Annotated in this window: 18 protein-coding genes; 13 read left to right on the forward strand and 5 right to left on the reverse strand. The window is 33.3% G+C overall.

Annotated features, from left to right (window positions below; all coding sequences use genetic code 11):
* Positions 1-495: 495 nt before the first annotated feature.
* Positions 496-1179, reverse strand: a complete 684-nt coding sequence (locus LQ673_RS13890; RefSeq protein WP_058611381.1) for an LrgB family protein — start codon at positions 1177-1179, stop codon at positions 496-498.
* Positions 1176-1562, reverse strand: coding sequence for a CidA/LrgA family protein (locus tag LQ673_RS13895; protein WP_191836385.1), 387 nt, complete (start codon positions 1560-1562; stop codon positions 1176-1178). The genes LQ673_RS13890 and LQ673_RS13895 overlap by 4 nt, the downstream gene beginning before the upstream one ends.
* Positions 1563-1716: 154 nt before the next feature.
* Between LQ673_RS13895 and LQ673_RS13900 the strand changes: the two genes are divergently transcribed.
* From LQ673_RS13900 to pruA, 6 genes are all read left to right on the forward strand, one after another.
* Positions 1717-2403: a 2,3-diphosphoglycerate-dependent phosphoglycerate mutase gene (locus LQ673_RS13900; RefSeq protein ID WP_049320582.1), complete on the forward strand. Its 687-nt coding sequence runs from the start codon at positions 1717-1719 to the stop codon at positions 2401-2403.
* 205 nt (positions 2404-2608) lie between these two features.
* Positions 2609-2809 carry a cold-shock protein gene (locus tag LQ673_RS13905; protein WP_025905033.1) on the forward strand — a complete coding sequence of 67 codons (201 nt, stop codon included), beginning with the start codon at positions 2609-2611 and terminating at the stop codon, positions 2807-2809.
* A 154-nt stretch (positions 2810-2963) separates the two neighbouring features.
* Positions 2964-3476: a thioredoxin domain-containing protein gene (locus tag LQ673_RS13910; protein ID WP_107576623.1), complete on the forward strand. Its 513-nt coding sequence runs from the start codon at positions 2964-2966 to the stop codon at positions 3474-3476.
* 399 nt (positions 3477-3875) lie between these two features.
* Positions 3876-5204, forward strand: coding sequence for an amino acid permease (locus LQ673_RS13915; protein ID WP_275584095.1), 1329 nt, complete (start codon positions 3876-3878; stop codon positions 5202-5204).
* A complete protein-coding gene (gene mmuM / locus LQ673_RS13920; protein WP_191836387.1) occupies positions 5188-6090 on the forward strand; it encodes a homocysteine S-methyltransferase in 903 nt (300 codons plus the stop codon). Before LQ673_RS13915 ends, mmuM begins: the two co-directional genes overlap by 17 nt.
* Before the next feature lie 231 nt (positions 6091-6321).
* Positions 6322-7872, forward strand: a complete 1551-nt coding sequence (gene pruA, locus LQ673_RS13925) for an L-glutamate gamma-semialdehyde dehydrogenase (protein WP_037589857.1) — start codon at positions 6322-6324, stop codon at positions 7870-7872.
* A 575-nt stretch (positions 7873-8447) separates the two neighbouring features.
* Here the strand turns inward: pruA and LQ673_RS13930 are convergent.
* Together LQ673_RS13930 and LQ673_RS13935 are read right to left on the reverse strand one after the other, a co-directional pair.
* Positions 8448-9443 carry an LLM class flavin-dependent oxidoreductase gene (locus tag LQ673_RS13930; RefSeq protein WP_191836388.1) on the reverse strand — a complete coding sequence of 332 codons (996 nt, stop codon included), beginning with the start codon at positions 9441-9443 and terminating at the stop codon, positions 8448-8450.
* A 13-nt stretch (positions 9444-9456) separates the two neighbouring features.
* Positions 9457-9948, reverse strand: a complete 492-nt coding sequence (locus tag LQ673_RS13935; RefSeq protein ID WP_239705871.1) for a GNAT family N-acetyltransferase — start codon at positions 9946-9948, stop codon at positions 9457-9459.
* A gap of 153 nt (positions 9949-10101) precedes the next feature.
* Here LQ673_RS13935 and LQ673_RS13940 point away from each other — a divergent pair, with 153 nt between their 5' ends.
* The 4 genes from LQ673_RS13940 (at position 10102) to uidA (ending at position 15923) form a co-directional block, all read left to right on the forward strand.
* Positions 10102-11022, forward strand: coding sequence for an ABC transporter substrate-binding protein (locus LQ673_RS13940; RefSeq protein WP_239705870.1), 921 nt, complete (start codon positions 10102-10104; stop codon positions 11020-11022).
* Between the two features lie 141 nt (positions 11023-11163).
* Positions 11164-12384 (forward strand): helix-turn-helix transcriptional regulator, encoded by a 1221-nt coding sequence (locus tag LQ673_RS14855; protein WP_191836391.1) that lies wholly within the window; start codon positions 11164-11166, stop codon positions 12382-12384.
* A 344-nt stretch (positions 12385-12728) separates the two neighbouring features.
* Positions 12729-14102 carry a glycoside-pentoside-hexuronide (GPH):cation symporter gene (locus tag LQ673_RS13950; protein WP_239705879.1) on the forward strand — a complete coding sequence of 458 codons (1374 nt, stop codon included), beginning with the start codon at positions 12729-12731 and terminating at the stop codon, positions 14100-14102.
* Between the two features lie 24 nt (positions 14103-14126).
* Positions 14127-15923, forward strand: a complete 1797-nt coding sequence (uidA, locus tag LQ673_RS13955) for a beta-glucuronidase (RefSeq protein ID WP_191836393.1) — start codon at positions 14127-14129, stop codon at positions 15921-15923.
* A 270-nt stretch (positions 15924-16193) separates the two neighbouring features.
* Here uidA and LQ673_RS13960 read toward each other — a convergent pair whose 3' ends face one another.
* Positions 16194-16550, reverse strand: coding sequence for a transcriptional regulator, SarA/Rot family (locus tag LQ673_RS13960; protein WP_126476379.1), 357 nt, complete (start codon positions 16548-16550; stop codon positions 16194-16196).
* A gap of 411 nt (positions 16551-16961) precedes the next feature.
* On the opposite strand from LQ673_RS13960, the gene panD reads away from it, so the two are divergent.
* The 3 genes from panD (at position 16962) to LQ673_RS13975 (ending at position 20333) form a co-directional block, all read left to right on the forward strand.
* Positions 16962-17345 (forward strand): aspartate 1-decarboxylase, encoded by a 384-nt coding sequence (panD, locus tag LQ673_RS13965; protein WP_025905023.1) that lies wholly within the window; start codon positions 16962-16964, stop codon positions 17343-17345.
* A 12-nt stretch (positions 17346-17357) separates the two neighbouring features.
* Positions 17358-17717, forward strand: coding sequence for a DUF1304 domain-containing protein (locus LQ673_RS13970; RefSeq protein ID WP_025905022.1), 360 nt, complete (start codon positions 17358-17360; stop codon positions 17715-17717).
* 186 nt (positions 17718-17903) lie between these two features.
* The gene (locus LQ673_RS13975) at positions 17904-20333 is read left to right on the forward strand and encodes an MMPL family transporter (protein ID WP_191836654.1); all 2430 of its coding nucleotides are present in this window, start codon (positions 17904-17906) and stop codon (positions 20331-20333) included.
* The last annotated feature ends 749 nt before the right edge of the window (positions 20334-21082 follow it).

Genomic DNA, 21082 nt, shown 5'->3' on the forward strand with positions numbered 1-21082 from the left:
TATCAAGACTGGCGAAACAAGATAAATAGAGGCTCTGTATTTATCAAGACTGGCGAAACAAGATAAATAGAGGCTCTGTATTTATCAAGACTGGCGAAACAAGATAAATAGAGGCTCTGTATTTATCAAGACAGGCCAAACAAGATAAATAGGCGCGTTGTATTTATCAAGACTGGTGAAACAAGATAAATAGATGCCTCTGTATTTTGCAAGACTGCCCAAACAAGCAACATAGAACCTCCGTATGTTGCAAGACTGCCCAAACAAGCAACATAGCGCCTCTGTATGTTGCAAGACTCCTCAAACAAGCAACATAGCTCGCCCGTATGTTGCAAGACTGCCCAAACAAGCAACATAGAACCTCTGTATGTTGCAAGACACCCCAAACAAGCAACATAGCGCACCCGTATGTTGCAAGACTCCCCAAACAAGCAACATACAGACCTACATACTCACTCCAACCTCTATCTTTTTATAATCTATATCTCTAAATTCTCAATATACTAATATAACAAACAATGGTATTACGACTGAGCTGATTAGGGCTGTTAGAATCATGCCGATTGAACTGAAGGCTGCTGATTCGATATCGGTTTCTAATATTTTGGCTGTTCCAATAGCATGTGATGCATTGCCATAAGTGAGTCCTTTGGCAATGGATGTTTGGAATTTGGCTATTTTGATAAGATATGATCCCAACATACTTCCTATTAATCCTGTACCTATAATGAACAACACGGCCAAGCTATCTATTCCGCCTATTTGTTGTGATACTTGTACACCGACTGCTGCTGTTATAGATCTAGGCAACAGTGATGCGATCATTTCTTTTGAATAACCGAATATATTTAAAATCGTAAACATTAAAATAATATTAATCGTTATCCCAACTAATACACTTGTGATAATGACTTTGAAATGTTGAACAATCATTTTTCTATATAAATATAGTGGATATGCTAAACATACAACTGTGCAATTTAAAAAGTCATAAATCCATTGTCCGCCGACCATATAGTCGTTGTAATTATATCCAAATAACACAAGTACACAGATAATCGCAATGGATGAAACGAGTGCAGGGTGTAAGATGGCAATCTTGAATTTTTTCTGTATAAATAATGCAAATATGTACATGACAATTGTTAAAAGAATCATTAAAAGTGCTTTAATCATCATGATTGATCACCACTTTCTTCTATATGATTCTTTTTTAACATTTTCTCAGCTATGTATCCTGAAGAGAGTGCAACAATGCATGTGCTTGCGATGACTAATACAATTAAAAAGATAAACTGTGCGTTTATTTGGTCAACTAAATTCATAGCACCGACGATTGATGGGATGAAGAAGAAAATCATCGTACTTAATAATAAATTTGCGCCATCTTTAATCCATTCTTCTTTTATAATTTTAAATTGTAATAATAAGAAAAGTATCACAAGTCCGATAATGCTACCTGCAATAGGTATGTTTAATGTGTCTTGAATCCAACTACCCAGAACGGTAATAAAATAGATCATACATATTTGGAGTATGATTTTTATGAATTTATAAATCATGACAACTCAATCCTTTGAACATTTTATGATGATATTTATTTATTATAGAACTGATTGGTATATTTTGAAATGCTATCGGACGGTCTTTTTATTTTTAAAAGTTTGCAATTAGTGGTTCAATAGACTTAACAAATAAAAGATTGGAGCGAATCATATGCCAAAATTAATTTTATGTCGACATGGGCAAAGTGAATGGAATGCGAAAAATTTATTTACAGGTTGGGCAGATGTAGAGTTATCAGAGCAAGGGTATAATGAAGCGAGAATCTCAGGTGAAAAATTATTAAAACAAAATATTGAAATAGATGTTGTATATACATCACTTTTAACAAGAGCAATTGAAACCACATATTTATTATTGAAACATTCTCACCAACTTTGGATACCAGTTTACAAAACATGGCGTTTAAATGAACGTCATTATGGTGGACTTCAAGGTAAAAATAAAGATCAAGCACGAGAAGAATATGGTGAAGAACAAGTGCATATTTGGAGACGTTCTTATGATACAAGACCGCCAGAAGCGGATGAAAAGTTACGAGAAGAATACTTGAATGATAGAAGATATGAAATGTTAGATAGAAGAATCATGCCAGTTACAGAAAGTCTTAAAGATACATTGGATAGAGTCATCCCATATTGGATAGATCATATTTCAACAAGTTTATTAAACCATCAAACAACTTTAGTTTCTGCACATGGTAACTCTTTAAGAGCACTGATTAAGTATTTAGAAGATATTCCAGATGATGAAATTTCAAACTTAGAAATCAAAACAGGTGCACCACTAATATATGAATTAGATGAATCGTTAAAAGTGATAGACAAGTATTATTTATAGGTTATAGCGCATGATAAAAGTAAAATAAAAGTTTAATTTAACATAAAGCTTTACTTTCAATCATTTATAGCGTATAGTGAGTAGCAAGTGATATTTCGAGATTAAATTAATTGGTAGTTTTATTCATAGTTAATAAAGTCCATTTAAGTTTGAAGATTGATTATTGCAAATATACGTGCAAAAGCACAATAGGAGGACTTTTATTATGAATAAAGGTACAGTAAAATGGTTTAACGCAGAAAAAGGATACGGATTTATCGAAGGAGAAAATGGTAACGACGTATTCGTACATTTCTCATCTATCCAAACTGAAGGTTACAAATCATTAGACGAAGGTGCTTCAGTTACTTTCGATATCGAAGAAGGACAACGTGGACCTCAAGCAGTTAACGTTATCAAAAACTAATATTTAACCAATTAGTTAAACACTTCATAACTTTGTTATGGAGTGTTTTTTTGTATATTAAAATAGAATTGATAAACAATTCTGAATATAATCATTCGCTTTATCGGCTGTGAAATGGTTAAATAAGTATAACAACATATAGGAGGTAAACGTTATGACAGAAATCCAACATTTAACAGTAGGAAGCAAAGACGCAAACATAACAATTGAGGCATTTATTAATTTTGCATGCCCATATTGTTTAAATTATTTTGCAGCAGCTGACGAAGTTTTAGAACCTTATATTAATGAGAATAAAGTCCAATATATCGTTAAGCATTTTGATAAGACGAAACAAAGATTGCTTAAAGGAACTGTTGCGAATATTTATCTGGATTACGATGACCCCGAAGAAACTTTTAAAATAATACGATACCTATATGAAACACAAGACGAATGGACATTGAATTTTGAAACAATAGAAAGAAAAATGGAACATGAATTAGGTTTATCACCACAAAAAAATGCAGACGACCGATCTTTAGCCATTATGCAAGAAACATTTGAAAGAGGGATTAAAGGCGTACCAACCGTTTTTATAAATGATGAAAAATTTGAATTTAATCCTGTAGAAGATGACAAAGAGACAATACAAGAAAAATTAAGAAATGCATTAGAAAGTATATGATGAAGCGGTAAGGCGCACGAAGACTCTGAGATATCGTGCGCAAAGGTGCGAAATCAGGGTGTATCGCACGAAGACTCCGAGATATCGTGCGCAAAGGTGCGAAATCAGGGTGTATCGCACGAAGACTCTGAGATATCGTGCGCAAAGGTACAAAATCAGGGTGTATCGCACGAAGACTCCGAGATATCGTGCGCAAAGGTGCGAAATCAGGGTGTATCGCACGTAACTCCCAACCTAAAACTTCTGTATATCAAGGTATAAAAACCATGCTATACAGAGGTTTTTTTATATTTACAGAAAATTATGAGTTGACTGAATTATTCGAAAGATATAAAATTGAAGATATTTTTAATTTTAGAGAGAAGGTATATCGTGTCAAATCAGTCATATAGACGTGATATGAAACAACGTCATATTATGTTATTAAGTTTTGGTGGTGTAATTGGGACGGGGTTATTTTTAAGTTCTGGTTATACCTTGCAACAAGCGGGTCCGTTAGGTACGATGTTATCTTATGTCGTTGGTGCTATTCTCGTGTATCTCGTTATGCTATGTCTCGGACAATTAGCGATTGAACATCCGGTGACAGGCGGATTTCATGTTTATGCTTCAAAATATATACATCCTTCAATAGGATTTATTGTCGCTTGGTTTTATTGGTTAACATGGACTGTAGCACTTGGTTCAGAATTTACGGCAGTGGGTATTTTAATGCAGAAGTGGCTACCCGATGTACCTGTATACATATTTTCAAGTATTGCGATTATACTTGTCTTAGCTTTTAATATTGTATCTACGAAATTCTATGCTGAAGTTGAATTTTACTTTTCTTTAGTGAAAGTGTTAGCGATTATACTGTTTATTGGTTTAGGCGCCCTCACGTTATTCGGGCTTATTCACTACAGTGGTTATAACGGTCTAGATACCATTAAATCACGATATACGAATCCAACATTCCCGAATGGTTTAGGTGCCGTATTCTTAACGATGTTAGCAGTTAACTATGCATTTAGTGGTACGGAACTGATAGGTATTGCAGCAGGTGAAACGAAAAATCCTAAAAAAGTCATTCCGAAAGCGATTAATGCAACATTATGGCGATTGATCATTTTCTTCATTGGAACGATGGTTATTATTTCTATTCTCATTCCGAGCTATCAAGGGAAATCATTAGAAAGTCCATTTGTTGTCATCTTTCAAAATATGGGTATCCCGTATGCTGGAGATATCATGAATTTAGTTATTATAACCGCATTATTATCAGCAGCCAATTCAGGGTTGTATGCAGCTAGTCGGATGGTTTGGAGTCTTTCAAATGAAGGCATGTTCCCTAAATATTTTAAGAAACTAAACAAACATCATATGCCGATACGCGCGACTATTTTTAGTATGTGTGGAGGTTTACTGGCATTATTCTCAAGTATTTATACTGCAGATACTTTATATATCGTACTTGTTTCTATAGCAGGTTTAGCTGTTGTTATCGTATGGATGAGTATTTGTTTATCTTATTTCAATGCGAAACGTGCAAATAAACATTTGAAAATTCATCAAAGTGTACCAATCATTGGCTTTATCCTTTGTTTAGTGTCATGTGTTGGTATGATTTTTGATCCAAACCAATCACCAGCATTATATTTCGGTATTCCGTTTGCAATTATTGCGATAGTATTTTATTTTGTAAAATATCATAAAAAGGACGGTCAAATCATTGAGACTTCTGAATAAAATTAAACAAGAAAACACTTTAGTATTAGATGGTGGATTAGCCACAACATTAGAAGGTTATGGATGTGATTTGAATTCGTCATTATGGTCTAGTGAAGTGATCATTCATGAACCTCATAAAGTGAAACAAGCGCATCAAGCATTTACAGATGCAGGTGCTGATATTGTGTTAACAAGCACTTATCAAGCAAGCTTTGCTACATTTGAATCTATTGGCATGCAAACGTCAGAAATAGAACATTTATTTGATGTAGCTGTCGAACAAATAAAATCATCTGTAACGGACGAACAAGTTATAGTAGGCAGTTTAGGTCCATACGGTGCATATTTAAGTGATGGTTCAGAGTATACTGGGGCATATGAAGTATCCACAGAAGATTATATCGACTTTCATCAAGCACGTATCCAAGCACTAATTGATAGAGGTATATATGATTTTGTATTTGAAACGGTGCCTAATTTTAATGAAATAAAAGCTATCGTTGAACATATCATTCCTCAATATTCAGATGACATCACATTCTGGATATCATGTACCGTTAATGATGAAGGTAATTTATCTGATGGTACTGAGTTTGAGACGGTATGCCAATATATTAAAGAGCATGAAGCGCGTCTGCCTGTATTTGGTGTGAATTGTTCAAAGATTGAAAGTGTTGATAAAGCAATTGAAAAAGGATTGACGGCATTACCACAAGTCATTGCTGTTTATCCGAATGGTGGTAAGACATTTGATCCAGTAGAGAAAGTTTGGGTAGGTCAAGGAGATCATGCATTGCTTGCTCAAAAGTCTAAACCGTGGATATCGCAAGGTATTCAAATAGTAGGTGGGTGTTGTGAAACAACGCCACAAGATATTCAACAAATTCATCAAGCGATTAAATAAAGTGTATAATTTCTCTATTTGAGTAAAGATGAGGCATCTTGTGATGTCTCATCTTTTTTGTATATATATGACACTCTGAAGTACTGATGTTACAGGGATTATAAGCTTTTATAATAATAATCATTTCTTTATGAAAGCCCTTTACTTGATAATTTTTAAAATACAATAGTAAAATGTTTTATAAGAGGTATTTATCTCTTATTAGGTTTATATTTTTAGGAGGTATGAAGGATGGTAGTAGAATTTCACAATGAACCAGCAACAGATTTTACAAATCAAGAGAATCAACAAGCGTTTAAAGATGCATTAATAAAAGTTAAATCTGAATTTGGGAAAGAAATTCCTCTAGTAATTAATGGTGAGAAGATTTATACAGATGATAAATTTGAATCTGTAGATCCAGCAAACCACCAACAAGTACTAGGTACAATTTCAAAAGCTTCTAAAGAACAAGTTGACCAAGCGATGGAAGCGGCTAAAGAAGCCTATAAGACTTGGAGAAAATGGTCTCATAAAGAAAGAGCCGAATTATTAATTAGAGTTTCTGCAATCATTCGCAGAAGAAAACATGAACTTTCTGCATTAATGGTTTATGAAGCGGGTAAACCATGGAATGAAGCAGATGGAGATACAAATGAAGGTATTGATTTTATTGAATATTATGCGCGTTCTATGATGGAGTTGGCTAATGGTAAGCCAGTCTTCGATAGAGAAGGGGAGCATAACCAATATATTTATAAACCAATGGGTCCTGGTGTTACAATTCCACCTTGGAACTTCCCATTTGCAATTATGACAGGTACAACAGTTGCACCTATAATTGCAGGTAATACTGTATTGCTTAAACCAGCAGAAGATACGCCATTAATTGCATATAAATTAATGGAAATTTTAGAAGAAGCAGGTCTTCCAAAAGGCGTTGTAAACTTTGTACCAGGGGATCCAAAAGAAATCGGTGATTACTTAGTTGATCATAAAGATACGCACTTTGTAACATTTACGGGTTCAAGAGCAACAGGTACACGTATTTTTGAAAGAGCAGCTAAAGTTCAAGAAGGCCAAAACTTCTTAAAACGTGTTATCGCTGAAATGGGCGGTAAAGATGCAATTATTGTAGACGAAAATACAGATACTGATTTAGCAGCTAAAGCAATTGTAGATTCTGCATTTGGCTTTTCTGGTCAAAAATGTTCTGCATGTTCTAGAGCAATCGTGCATAAAGATGTTTATGATGAAGTTCTAGAAAAATCAATTGCATTAACAAAAGAACTTTCAATTAATCATACAGAAGGCGGTTCTGATGTATACATGGGACCAGTCATTAATAAAAAACAATTCGATAAAATTAAAAATTATATCGAAATTGGTAGTAAAGAAGGTAAGCTAGAAGTTGGCGGTAAGACTGACGACAGTAAAGGTTATTTCGTACATCCAACAATTATTTCTGGACTTAAATCAAGTGATCAAATTATGCAAGAAGAAATCTTCGGACCAGTTGTTGGCTTCACTAAAGGCGATAACTTTGAAGAATTATTAGAAATTGCTAATGATACAGATTACGGATTAACAGGCGCAGTCATTACAAATAATCGTGAACATTGGAGACAAGCATGTGAAGATTATGACGTAGGTAACTTATACTTGAACAGAGGTTGTACATCAGCAGTAGTAGGTTATCATCCATTCGGAGGCTTCAAAATGTCAGGAACAGATGCTAAGACAGGTAGCCCAGACTATATGCTAAACTTCTTAGAACAAAAAATCTTATCAGAACAATTCTAGAATAGATAAAGAGAGGGAGCGGGACAGAAATCTAATTTGTATAAAAAGATTTCGTAGTCCCGCCCCGGCAAGGATGACTAGAGTTGAAAAAAGCTTGATACAAGCGCATTTTCAATTCAGTCATCTACTGCCAATATACTAAAACAGGCTGAGACATTACTTTATGTCCCAGCCTGTCTTTCTTTTTGATGAGTAGTTTATGTTGTTAGGGACAGAATTCCGAGAAATGTCCGTAAGAGGTGTCCCTCTAATTACCACAATTCGGAATAATGGAAGTTAGCGCGTTCTAACTACCACAATTCAGAATAATGGAAGATACAGCGTTCTAATTACCAGAATTCAGAATAATGGAAGATACAGCGTTCTAATTACCAGAATTCCGAATAATGGAAGTTAGCGCGTTCTAATTACCAGAATTCCGAATAATGGAAGTTAGCGCGTTCTAATTACCAGAATTCAGAATAATGGAAGATACAGCGTTCTAATTACCACAATTCGAAATAATGGTAGTTAAATCCCCACCTACATCCCAACACACCTTAACCCATCCCCTCACATCTCCATCAATTCTCATTTTAAGATAAGATTTCTTCTGCTAGTAATTGATATGATTTTTTCTTTGCTTCGAAATCGTAGATATTTGTGATAATCATAAATTCGTCTGTTTGATATTCTTCTGCTAGTTGGTTAAGTTGTTTTCTCACTGTTTGTGGTGAACCTATAATACTTCTTTTTCGGTTCGTCTTAATGAGTTCTAATTCTTCTTCTGTATAATCGTCTATATTGATTTCTTCTGGTGGTTGAACTTTTGTTCCTAATCCTTTACCTACGTTTAATAACCATTTGTCTTGAGATATGGCTAATTGTTCTGCTGCTTCGTCTGTTTCTGCACATACTACAAAAATACAAACAATGGTTGATGGTTCTTTCATATTAACGGATGGTTTAAAGTCTTCGTAATAGCGTTTCATTGCGATTTCTTTATATTTAGGATTTATAAAGTGACCGAATACAAATCCAATACCTAATTGTGCTGCGTTTCTAGCACCATTTTCAGTTAAACCTAATAACCACATTGTTGGTGGATTGTCTATGCGTGGTCCTGCTTTAACAAGTCTAAATTTATGATCTCTAGGTAATGAATTATGCAAGAATCCTTGTAAGTCAGATGCTTGTCTATAAAAGTCTTCTATTGGTTTAATATGATCATCAGTCAAAGCTTTTTGTGTAATTGGAGAACCACCTGGTGAATTACCAAATCCTAAGTCGATACGGTTAGGGAATAATGCAGATAAAGTCTTACCATTCTCTGCAATTTTATAAGGATTATATTGTGGTAATAATATACCGCCAGAGCCAACTCGAATATGTTCAGTTGAAGCGGCGATTTGAGTCATCAAGATTTCTGGTGAAGAACTTGCGAGACCACTCGTATTGTGATGTTCAGCAACCCAATATCTGTGATAACCTAACGATTCAGTCCATTGTGCTAATGCGATAGTATTTTGTAATGTTTCTTCAGGTGTACTTCCTTTAGAAATGGGTGCTTGATCTAATACACTTAATTTCACGTTATAACGCTCCTTATAATTGACGTTTGTATTTTAATGATATGTAGTTTTCATTTTCTGGCAAAGTATACATTGGTTTTTCGTATTGATATTTAAATCCTTTAGCTTCATAAAAAGGAATACCCATATGGTTTCCTTTACTTACTGAAACCCATTGTTCTCTGGCACCTCTTCTTATTTGATCTTCTGTAATAATATTTAATAAACATGAACCGATGCCTTCTCGTTTACGCGTTGGATCCAAGTAAAGGACATATAATTCAGAGATATGTGGTTCTCTAAAACCGCCGCCACCAGCGCCAACAATTTGTCCATTATCTTCAGCAACAAACCAACCATTCCAATATTGATCAATATTCGTGATTTCATTTGAAACGAGTTGTTCATTGTAAAATTCATTAATAATTTGTGTGATGTATTTTTCAGGTAGTATATCTTTATATGTCACACGATATCCATCAGAACAAACTTTTATAATACCCTGCACATCATTAATTGTGGCCATTCTATACTCCATATGTATCACCTTCGTAATTTATTTAATTCTAGTATATCTTATCTTTAAAATTTTTAACTATTTTTGCTTATGTGTATGGTTATTTTTTTGAAAGTGTATATAATTGATAATGTATATCAATTAGAAAGTAGGAAGCATAATTTGAAAAAGCTTATTATAGGATTGTTAAGTTGTATTTTACTTCTAAGTGCGTGCTCAAATAGTTCAAATGATACGAAAAAGTCAGAATCGAATGAAACGAAAGATTACAAACTAGAGAACGGGAAGACGATTCAAGTTCCAAAGAAACCTAAGAAAGTTGCTGTTTTAACAGCTTTTTATGTAGGAGATTTTATTGAATTAGGTATTAAGCCAATTGCTGTTCCAGATTGGACGAAAGACTCATCTATTATTAAACCACATTTAGATGGTGTAGAACTCGTTGGTGATGGGAATGTTGAGCAAGTAGCGAAACAGAAACCGGATTTAATTATTGCGGATGCAATGGATAAAAACCTTAAAAAATATCAAAAAATTGCACCAACCGTTCCTTATACGTATACAAAGTATAACCATAAAGAAATTTTAACAGAGTTAGGGAAGTTAACTGGTAAAGAAGATAAAGCTAAAGAATGGATCGACAAGTGGAATAAAGAAACAGCTAAAGATAAAAAAGAGATTCAAAATAAAGTTGGCGATTCAACTGCATCAGTATTTGAACCAGATTCAAAAGAAATTTTTATTTATGAAAGCAACTGGGGACGTGGATTAGACATTGTACATGATGCATTCGGCATGCCAATGACTAAAGAATATGAAGCTAAAGTTAAAAAAGGCGGAAAAGGTTATGAATCGATTTCTAAAGAAGAAATATCAGATTATGCCGGAGACTATATCTTCTTAAGTAAACCATCATACGGTAACTTTGATTTTGAGAAAACAGCAACTTGGAAAAACTTAGACGCTGTAAAAAATGATAGAGTCATTACGTATAAAGCAGAAGATTATTGGTTTACAGATCCACTTACATTAGAACAACTTAGAGTAAAACTTAAAAAAGAAATTCTTAAAAAAGCTGAATAATATAACGACTAAATACCTACTATGATTATGACAATCGATAGTAGGTATTTTTATATCTAACCCCAAATATTCAATACTAAACACCAAAATGATATTATACGTTAAAATAACAATAGGATGGTAGTTGAGGGGAGTGTTATTGTGGAGAAGACTTTATTGCAATGGCATAGGGATGTTGCTGAGCAAATTTTGAGTATCCATTTAAATGTGTTTAATGTTGAAGATATTGAAGATGTTGTTAAAGTTCTTGCGACACCGTTTGATAATGTGAAATCGAAAAAGTTTCAAAGAAAGATATACAAATGGATAAAGGGTCTAAGTTCTAAAAAGATTTATCATATGATTAATGGTTATGGTATTCATTTTATGGTGATGAAATTTCATAATATAAACGAGATTATTTTGTTTGGTCCGTTCGTATTAAAGCGACCTTCAGAGAAGGAATGTCTAAATATGTTGGAAGAACAAATGCGTTCTAGTGCTGACTTGAAAATATTAAAGCATTATTTAACTGGGATTTCTACTGGTCATTATCAACAGATTGTTCGCTTTGCTAAATTAGTCGGTCGCCATGTTCATCAACAAAAAAGAAATTATGATGTTGTTGAGGTACATATGGATGAAACAGATCAAGACCAAATCATTCAACAACCAATTTCAAAGACTTATTTACTTAAAGAATTAGAGGAGCGCTATAAACTTGAAAATCAAATGATGCTCGCTATGCAATATGGGAGAGTTGAAGAAGTACTAGAAATAAATAGGAAGTTAAATGATAAAGTTCAAGGTTTAGAAAGATTGAGTACTAAAATGGATAACTTCTTATATGCTGCTACTTTAACGAATACACTTGGTAGAAAAGCAATTGAAGCGGCTGGGGTAAATTATTTAACGATTGATGATATGTCCAAATCCCATGCGAGAATGATTGCCAATGTGTCTGATAATAAAGAAAGAGCATTATTGTTAGAAGAAATTTGCTGCAATTACGCGAAAGCTGCACAGAAAGTTCATGCTATTCAATATTCAGCACATGTTAAATCAGCTGTACAATATATTCATAAATACATTCATACAGACATTTCGCTAGATGATATTTGTGAAAACCTAGGTGTATCAACATCATATCTTTCAAGATTATTTAAACAAGAAGTCGGTAAAAGTGTAATTCAATATATTAATGCGATTCGTTTAGACCTCGCAAAAGACTTGTTGATTAAGACGAATATGAATGTACAAGAAATAGCTGAATATATCGGATTTCAACATACTCATTACTTTATTAGTTTGTTTAAAAAAGTGTATGGTCAAACGCCATTAAGTTATAGAAAAACGTTAAAAACTGAAAATTCATATAATTGAGTTCGTAATTGTGTTATAAAAAGCGAAATATTGATATTATAATATGTGATTTTTCGTGTGAGTGATATAGAAAAATGTTACTTATTGTATCAATTTATGTTAAGTAGTGTGTGAACATGAGTTCCTTATAATCCTTGATATATAAGGCTTTTGGAATGTTTTTGATTTTTTGTAACAACGTTGTTATTTTGTGTGATGATTTTCATCGAATGCTAATAGAATTATAATGAACTCGTAGATTCGAGTTTATTTATGTAAGCGCTTACTCAAATTATTGAGGGGGTGTTGTTATTAGCACTGCAAAAACAACAACTAGTCACCAAGCAAATAAAGGGAAAACAAAAATTGAAACATTTAAGGATATTAACAAACCTAAACTATCTTTAAGAGAGAAAATGGCATATGGTGCCGGAGATTTTGGTAATGGTCTCATGTTTGATTTAGGTTTAATTTATTTACTGAAGTTCTACACAGATGTATTAGGTATTTCATCATTTTACGGAGGTTTAGTGTTTTTAGTTGCTAAACTTTTTGATGCTTTTGTCGATACAGGTGTTGGCGCATTAGTAGATTCTAGAAATAAAATCGGTCCAAAAGGTAAATTTAGACCATTTATATTATATGGGACTTTACCACTTGCATTTTTAACGATTGTTTCATTTATTTCACCTGATTTTTCTGATCAAGGTAAAATAATTTGGGCGTTTGCGACATATTTATTATTTAATGTTGCATACTCAGTTGTGAATATACCATATGGTTCATTATCTGCTTCAATGACTTTGAATTCAGATGATAGAACACAATTATCTGTATTTAGAAATTTCGGTTCACAAGGTGCGATGTTTATAACAGGTATCATCGTTATTCCAATGATATCGCTCTTTGATAGTGTATCTGTTGGCTATCCAGTCGTGATCGGTGGTTTAGCACTAATAGGTGTGATATTTCATATTCTATGTTACAAAGGTGTTAAAGAAAGATTTATCGTTGAAAGAGATGAAAATGAAAAGAAAGGCAGTGAATTGAGAGCGTTTAAAGGACTCTTTAAAAACGGACCTTTTGTCGTTTTAATTATATTTACATTGCTCAGTATTACATCACTCTTCTTAAAACAACAATCACAACTGTACTATTTCCAATATGTATTAGGCGAACAGAATTTAGTAGGTATCGTAAGTGTATTAAATATTATCACGTTAATTCCAGCATTATTCTTAACAACTTTTCTTAATAAAAAATTTGGTAAGAAATATACCGCGATTATCGGGCTTTTAGGGTTTGCGATTGCTGAAGCGGCAAACTTCTTAATCAGTGGTGAACATGTGATAACATTCTTAGTTATTAACTGTATATCTCAATTTTTCCTTGTTATACCGAATACAGTTGTTTGGGCCTTTATTAGTGATATTGTAGATTATTCACAATGGAAGACAGGTGTTAGATCTGAAGGGATTATTTATTCAAGTTATAGCTTTGCGCGTAAAGTGTCACAAGCATTAGCTGGCTTTATTCCTGGTATGGCTTTAACGATTATCGGATATCAACCGAATGTTCAGCAAACAGCAGGCACAATACATGGTTTGAAAATACTTTATTTCATCGTGCCAGGCGTTGCAGTATTATTAGCACTCATCATATTTGGACTGTTCTATACGCTTACAGATAAAAAACATAAACGAATTGTTTCAGAACTCGCATTATTTGAAAAACTATAATAAATAGATAAAGGAGAATGTTATATGCTATATCCAACTATGACAGAAACGAGAAACGTGATTGATTTATCAGGTATTTGGTCTTTTAAATTGATTGAATATAAAGGTGAATATGACGTTACAACTGAAATTGATACAGATTTACAAATGGCAGTGCCAGGTTCTTATAACGATCAAGGTGTTGTATCATCTATTAGAAATCATGTCGGTAAAGTGGTCTATGAAACAACTTTTACAATTCCTAACGTATTACAACAAGAAAGACAAGTGCTCAGATTTGGTTCAGCTACACATGAAGCGGAAGTATTTGTGAACGGTCAAAAAGTTGTGTCGCATCGAGGTGGATTCTTACCATTCGAAGTTGAAATCAATGATGTTGTACAAAAAGGGAAAAACCGATTAACAGTTATCGTCAATAATATTCTTGATGACTCAACACTTCCAGTTGGGAATTTTAAAGAAGTTAAAGATTCAAAAGGAAATATTAAAGCAGTCAATGAACCTAATTTCGATTTCTTTAACTATGCAGGTTTACATAGACCGGTCAAAATATACACAACGCCAAAAGAACATTATATAGAAGATATCGTCATCGTACCGCATGTAGATGGTCAGAATGCACAAGTAGAATATACGGTTAAAGCATCAGGCAATCAATCTATACAGGTGGATATCATTGATCAAGAAGGTCATATTGTAGCGTCTCAAAATGGTGCGGAAAGTGCGGTAGAAATTGAAAATGTTCATTTATGGCAGCCAGGTGAAGGTTATCAATATACGTTAGCAGTATCTATTAAAGCTGATGATGAAGTCATAGATTATTATGAAGAACCATTTGGAGTAAGATCAATTGAAGTGAAAAATGGCCAGTTTCTCATTAATGGTGAGCCGTTCTACTTTAAAGGATTTGGTAAACATGAAGATACTTATTATCATGGAAGAGGTTTGAATGAAGTTTCTAATATTCAAGATTTAAATTTAATGAAATGGATAGGTGCCAATTCATTTAGAACTTCACATTACCCATATTCTGAAGAAATGATGCGTCTTGCTGATGAACAAGGTGTAGTCGTGATTGATGAAACAACAGCAGTCGGTGTGCATTTGAATTTCTCAGCAGCATTAGACGGTAGTCAAAATACAGATACATGGAAGAAAATTAGAACGAAAGAAGATCATGAGCAAGTGATTAAAGAATTAATTGCTCGAGATAAAAACTTAGCATGTGTTGTGATGTGGTCGATTGCAAACGAACCAGACTCTGCTTCATTAGGGGCAAAAGAATACTTTGAACCACTTGTAAATCTTGCGAAAGAACTAGATCCGCAAAATAGACCTTGTACGATTGTGACATTACTTAATTCATTACCAGACGTGTGCCAAGTGCAAGACTTAGTAGATGTTCTTTGTCTAAATAGATATTATGGATGGTATGTACAAAGTGGTGATTTAGAAGCGGCAAAAGAAGCATTGCGACAAGAATTAGACGGCTGGCTAGAAAAACAACCAGACAAACCAATCATGTTCACAGAATACGGAGCAGATACAGTAGTTGGTTTACATGCAATAGATGATATTATGTTTACAGAAGAGTACCAAGTTAAATATTACGAAGCAAACCATGAAATCATTGATCAATGTCCTAATTTTGTAGGAGAGCAAGTATGGAATTTCGCAGACTTTGAAACAAGTAATGGTGTCATTCGCGTACAAGGAAACCGTAAAGGTATCTTTACTAGAGAAAGAAGACCAAAAGCAGTCGCACATTACTTCAGAAAACGCTGGAATAACATACCAGACTTCGGATATAAGAAGAAATAAGTGTGAAGTAGGTGCTGTTAGGGACAGAATTCCGAGAAATGTCCGTAAGAGGCGTCCCTCTAATTACCACAATTCGGAATAATGGAAGTTAGCGGATTCTAATTACCACAATTCAGAATAATGGAAGTTAGCGGATTTTAATTACCACAATTCAGAATAATGGAAGTTTATTATGGATAAACAATCAATATAAACATTAAAACGCGTCTGGGATATGTAAATGTCCCAGGCGTTTCAGTTTGTTAAGCGTAATAATGAATATGTAATACTTTAGTTAGAAGTTTGGTTGATTTTTTCTAAATTTTCGTAAGTGATTTTTTTACAAGTATCTAATGTTTCTTTGATTGCATCATAATTGATATTTTTTAAAATGATAGAACGCTCATCTTGAGGATCTCTTACTTTATTGAAGTATTTTAGTTCTTCGAGTGATTTTAATGCCCCTGTTAATTCTGACGAAGAAGGTTCAAACATGAGTCTGCGTAATTTACGGACGTAGACTTCCTCTTCATTGATTTCGTTAAGATAGAATAGTGTGATTAAATCCATGCGTTTTAAGTGCGTTTCATCAAAAATTCTATTAAAGATGTCTTTTTTTAGTAGTTCATAATGAATAATGTTTTCCATGTTATCCTCCTAATGTTTAATTTTTTAGTTGTTCTTATCTTTAAAAATGTAAAATTGCAATGTCTGAAACTTGTTGAATTTTTCAAAGAGTAAATAGTTTACTCCTAAATAATACCAAAAAATTAACTACTTACGCAATATAATAAGTAAAAAATCATATGTATTTTATTAAAATGAAAAGTTATAAAAATAATTGTATTATACAAATAAATTAATAATTATCTTGTGCGAAATCAAAAAGTTGTTTAATACAAATGTTTTCTTTTTGAACTATCTATAATCGTGGTAGAAGATAAATAAAATAAAAAGTGTAAGAACTTAATAGTTGACGGATGAAAATATCATTGTATGATAATAACGAGTATCAAAATTTATAAATTTAAAATAAAAATATATATGGAGATGAATTTCATGATAAGAACAATGATGAACGGGAAGATTCATCGTGCTAGAGTTACGGAAGCTAATTTAAATTATGTAGGTAGTATTACAATAGATGCAGACATATTAGATGCAGTAGATATTTTGCCTAATGAGAAAGTTGCGATTGTTAATAATAACAATGGGGCAAGACTTGAAACATATGTAATTGAAGGTGAAAGAGGAAGCGGTAAAATTTGTCTTAATGGTGCTGCTGCACGACTTGTACAAGTAGATGATGTGATTATTATTATGAACTATGTACAAGTAACAGATGAAGAAGCGAGATCACATGCACCGAAAGTGGCAGTTATGAATGAAAAGAATGAAATTATTGAAATGATTCATGAAAAAGAAAGTCAAATCATTCTATAGAGGTGACCAGAGATGAGTATTCTAGCAACGATTTTTGTCGTGATTGTAGCAGTTGAACATTTGTACATTATGTATTTAGAAACAATCGCTACGACTTCTAAAAAAACGGCAGAAACATTTAATTTAAAGCAACAAGAGTTAAAAGATAAAAATATTCAAACACTTCTTAAAAACCAAGGAATTTATAATGGTTTACTGGCATTATCATTATTTTATGGTGCCTTTTTATCAAGTAGTCCTAAAGAGTTTGTAGCAGTTCTGTTAATATTCATTATATTAGCGGCTATATATGGTAGCCTTACAAGTTCAAAATCTATTATTTTGAAACAAGGTGGACCAGCAATTATTGCATTAATTCTACTATTAATATAGAAATAAGAAATCCCAAATGTGAACGTTTTGTTAACAGCTTTTCTACAATTTTTGAAAAGTGTAGACAAAGTATACACATTTGGGATTTTATCTCTTTTTAGGGAATATTACAGGTGTTAGTATAAGCGTTATGTTGTATACACTGTATGCATAAACTATATAGTAGATTTAAGGGAGGAAATATTTTTGGCGAACTTTTTATACAAATTGGGTTCTTCCATTGCTAAACATAAGTGGTTAACTATATTTATATGGGTCATCTTATTAGCTGGAATCGTAACGCCATTAACGATTAATAAACCTACATTTGACAACGATATTACAATGAGTGGTATTAAATCAATCGATACGAATGAAAAGATTGAGAAAGAATTTAATCAAGATAGTGAAAAGGCAAATATAAGAGTTGTCTTTAAAAGTGAAGATAAAAAAGGCATAACGGATCAAAAGGTTATGCAAGATATTCAAAAAGCTTTAAAAGATGTAAAAGATAAAGATGATGATATTAAAGAAGTGACAGATCCTTATAAGAATAAACAAATTAATAAAGATCAAACAACTGCTTTTGCAGATATCAATTATAAAGTGTCTCAAACTTCTATTAAATCGGATTCCGTTGATAAAGTTAAAGATGCTGTTAAATCTTTAGAAGATGATGACGATATTCAAACTGAATTAACAGGTAATGCTTTAACTGCGAATACTGAAATCGGTGGCGCTTCTGAAGCTATTGGTATCGTAATTGCTTTCGTTGTGTTACTTGTGACTTTCGGATCATTTATTGCAGCAGGCATGCCAATATTAAGTGCGGTTATCGGACTTGGTTCTAGTATTGGTACAATCGCTTTACTTACGTATTCATTTGATATTCCAAACGTTACACTATCATTAGCAGTTATGATTGGATTAGCGTTAGGTATTGATTATGCTTTATTTATTTTATTTAGATATAGACAAATTATTAAGACTGAGAAAAATCATATTAAAGCAATTGGATTAGCATTAGGTACAGCCGGAAGTGCCGTTATCTTTGCAGGGGTTACGGTTGTCATTGCTGTCTGTGGTTTAGCATTAGTGGGTATCGATTTCTTAGCTACGATGGGATTTGCATCAGCGCTTAGTGTTATCTTTGCTGTACTCAGTGCCATTACATTACTACCAGCATTGATTAGTGTCTTCCATAAACAAATTCATCCGAAAAAACGTAAAATACATTCAAATGAAAGTCTGGATACACCATGGTCAAAATTTGTAGTAGGTAAACCATGGATTGCGTTAATCATTGGATTTGTTATTTTAATCGCAGCAGCACTACCCGTTACACATATGCGTTTAGGTATACCTGATAATGGTATGAAACCAAATGATTCTACAGAGAAGAAAGCATATGATATTATTTCTGATGATTTTGGAGAAGGCTTTAATGGTCCAATCGTCATGCTTGTAGATACTTCTGACAAAAAAGATAATCCTAAAGCATTACAAAAAGATCTACAAGATTTGATGAAAGATGTAGACGATATTAAAAATGTTGAAACTGTCACACCGCCTCAATTGAACAAAGATCAAGACTATGCACTTGTGACTGTTCTTCCTGAAAAAGGACCAAATGCAGAATCAACATATGATTTAGTTCATGATTTAAGAGATTATAATAAAGATGCTAAAGACAAATATGATTTAGATACAGAAATATCAGGTCAAAGTGTTATTAATATAGATATGTCTGAAAAACTTAACGATGCGATACCGTTATTTGCAGGGGTTATTATATTATTAGCCTTCATATTATTAATGGTTGTATTTAGATCAATTATTATTCCTTTAAAAGCAGTACTAGGATTTGTATTATCATTAGCAGCGACTTTAGGATTTACAACACTTATCATGCAAGATGGCTTTATGAGTAGCTTGTTTGGCGTAGATACAACAGGTCCATTATTAGCATTTTTACCTGTTATCACAATAGGGCTGTTATTTGGTTTAGCAATGGATTACGAAGTATTCCTTATGTCACGTGTACATGAAGAGTATGTACGTACAATGAATAATACGAAGTCCATTAAAGTCGGACTTAAAGAAAGTGGACCAGTTATTGTCGCAGCAGCACTCATTATGTTCAGTGTATTCATCAGCTTCGTATTCCAAGATGATGTGATGATTAAATCGATGGGTATAGCATTGGCATTCGGAGTATTATTCGATGCATTTATTGTAAGAATGACAATTATTCCAGCATTGACAAAACTATTTGGTAGAGCATCATGGTATATTCCAAATTGGTTAAATGCAATTTTACCTAAAATCGATATAGAAGGTCATGCATTAAGTGAGAATAATCACGTTGTAGAAGAAGCAGATACAAACAATACACATGCGACAACAATAGAAGTAAGTTCAAAAACAAAAGCAATGTATGATAAGATAGATGATGCAAATAAAGATGAAGTATTATATGAAGCATTGCGTCAACATCGAAACAAGCAAGACCATAATAATCAAGAAGACATTAAAACGAGCACAGACAACCAAGAAATCATAGAAATATTGAATCAACAAACTAAAAATATCGAACAAGTAAACCAATTAGTAGAACGTTTGATAAATAAGAAATAATAGAATAAGGAAAAACGCCGGAACTGCAGAAGTCCCGGCGTTTTTTTGGGGTGGGGAGGAAAATTAGAGATTGAATGTATTAAATTTAAATAAAGTCATGGCTTAAGTGCTGAGTAAAGCCAAGAGATTGCTCAAGTTATGGCTTAAGTACCGAGTAAAGCCAAGAGATAGCCCAAGTCAAGGCTTAAGTACTAAATTAAGCCAAGAGATCGCCCAAGTCTTAGCTTAAGTCCTAAATTAAGCCAAGAGATCGCCCAAGTCATGGCTTAAGTGCTGAATAAAGCCAAGAGATTGTCCAAGTTATGGCTTAAGTACCGAGTAAAGCCAAGAGATTGTCCAAGTTATGGCTTAAGTGCTGAATAAAGCCAAGAGATAGCCCAAGTCATGGCTTAAGTACTGAATAAAGCCAAGAGATCGCCCAAGTCAAGGCTTAAGTACTGAATAAAGCCAAGAGATTGTCCAAGTCATGGCTTAAGTACTGAATAAAGCCAAGAGATTGTCCAAGTTATGGCTTAAGTACGGAGTAAAGCCAAGAAATCGCCCAAGTCATGGCTTAAGTCCTAAATTAAGCCAAGAGATCGCCCAAGTCATGGCTTAAGTACTAAATTAAGCCAAGAGATTTGTCCATTACATTCAAATTTACCTACCATCCTCCACATTCTGTAACGCCATTTCACAAATATTCGTAAAAACTTTTTACCATTGAAATATTGTTTCAAAAATGAGATAATGTAAACGATTCCAATAAG

This window comes from Mammaliicoccus sp. O-M54, from assembly GCF_022386035.1.
Classification (GTDB): Bacteria; Bacillota; Bacilli; order Staphylococcales; family Staphylococcaceae; genus Mammaliicoccus; species Mammaliicoccus sciuri_A.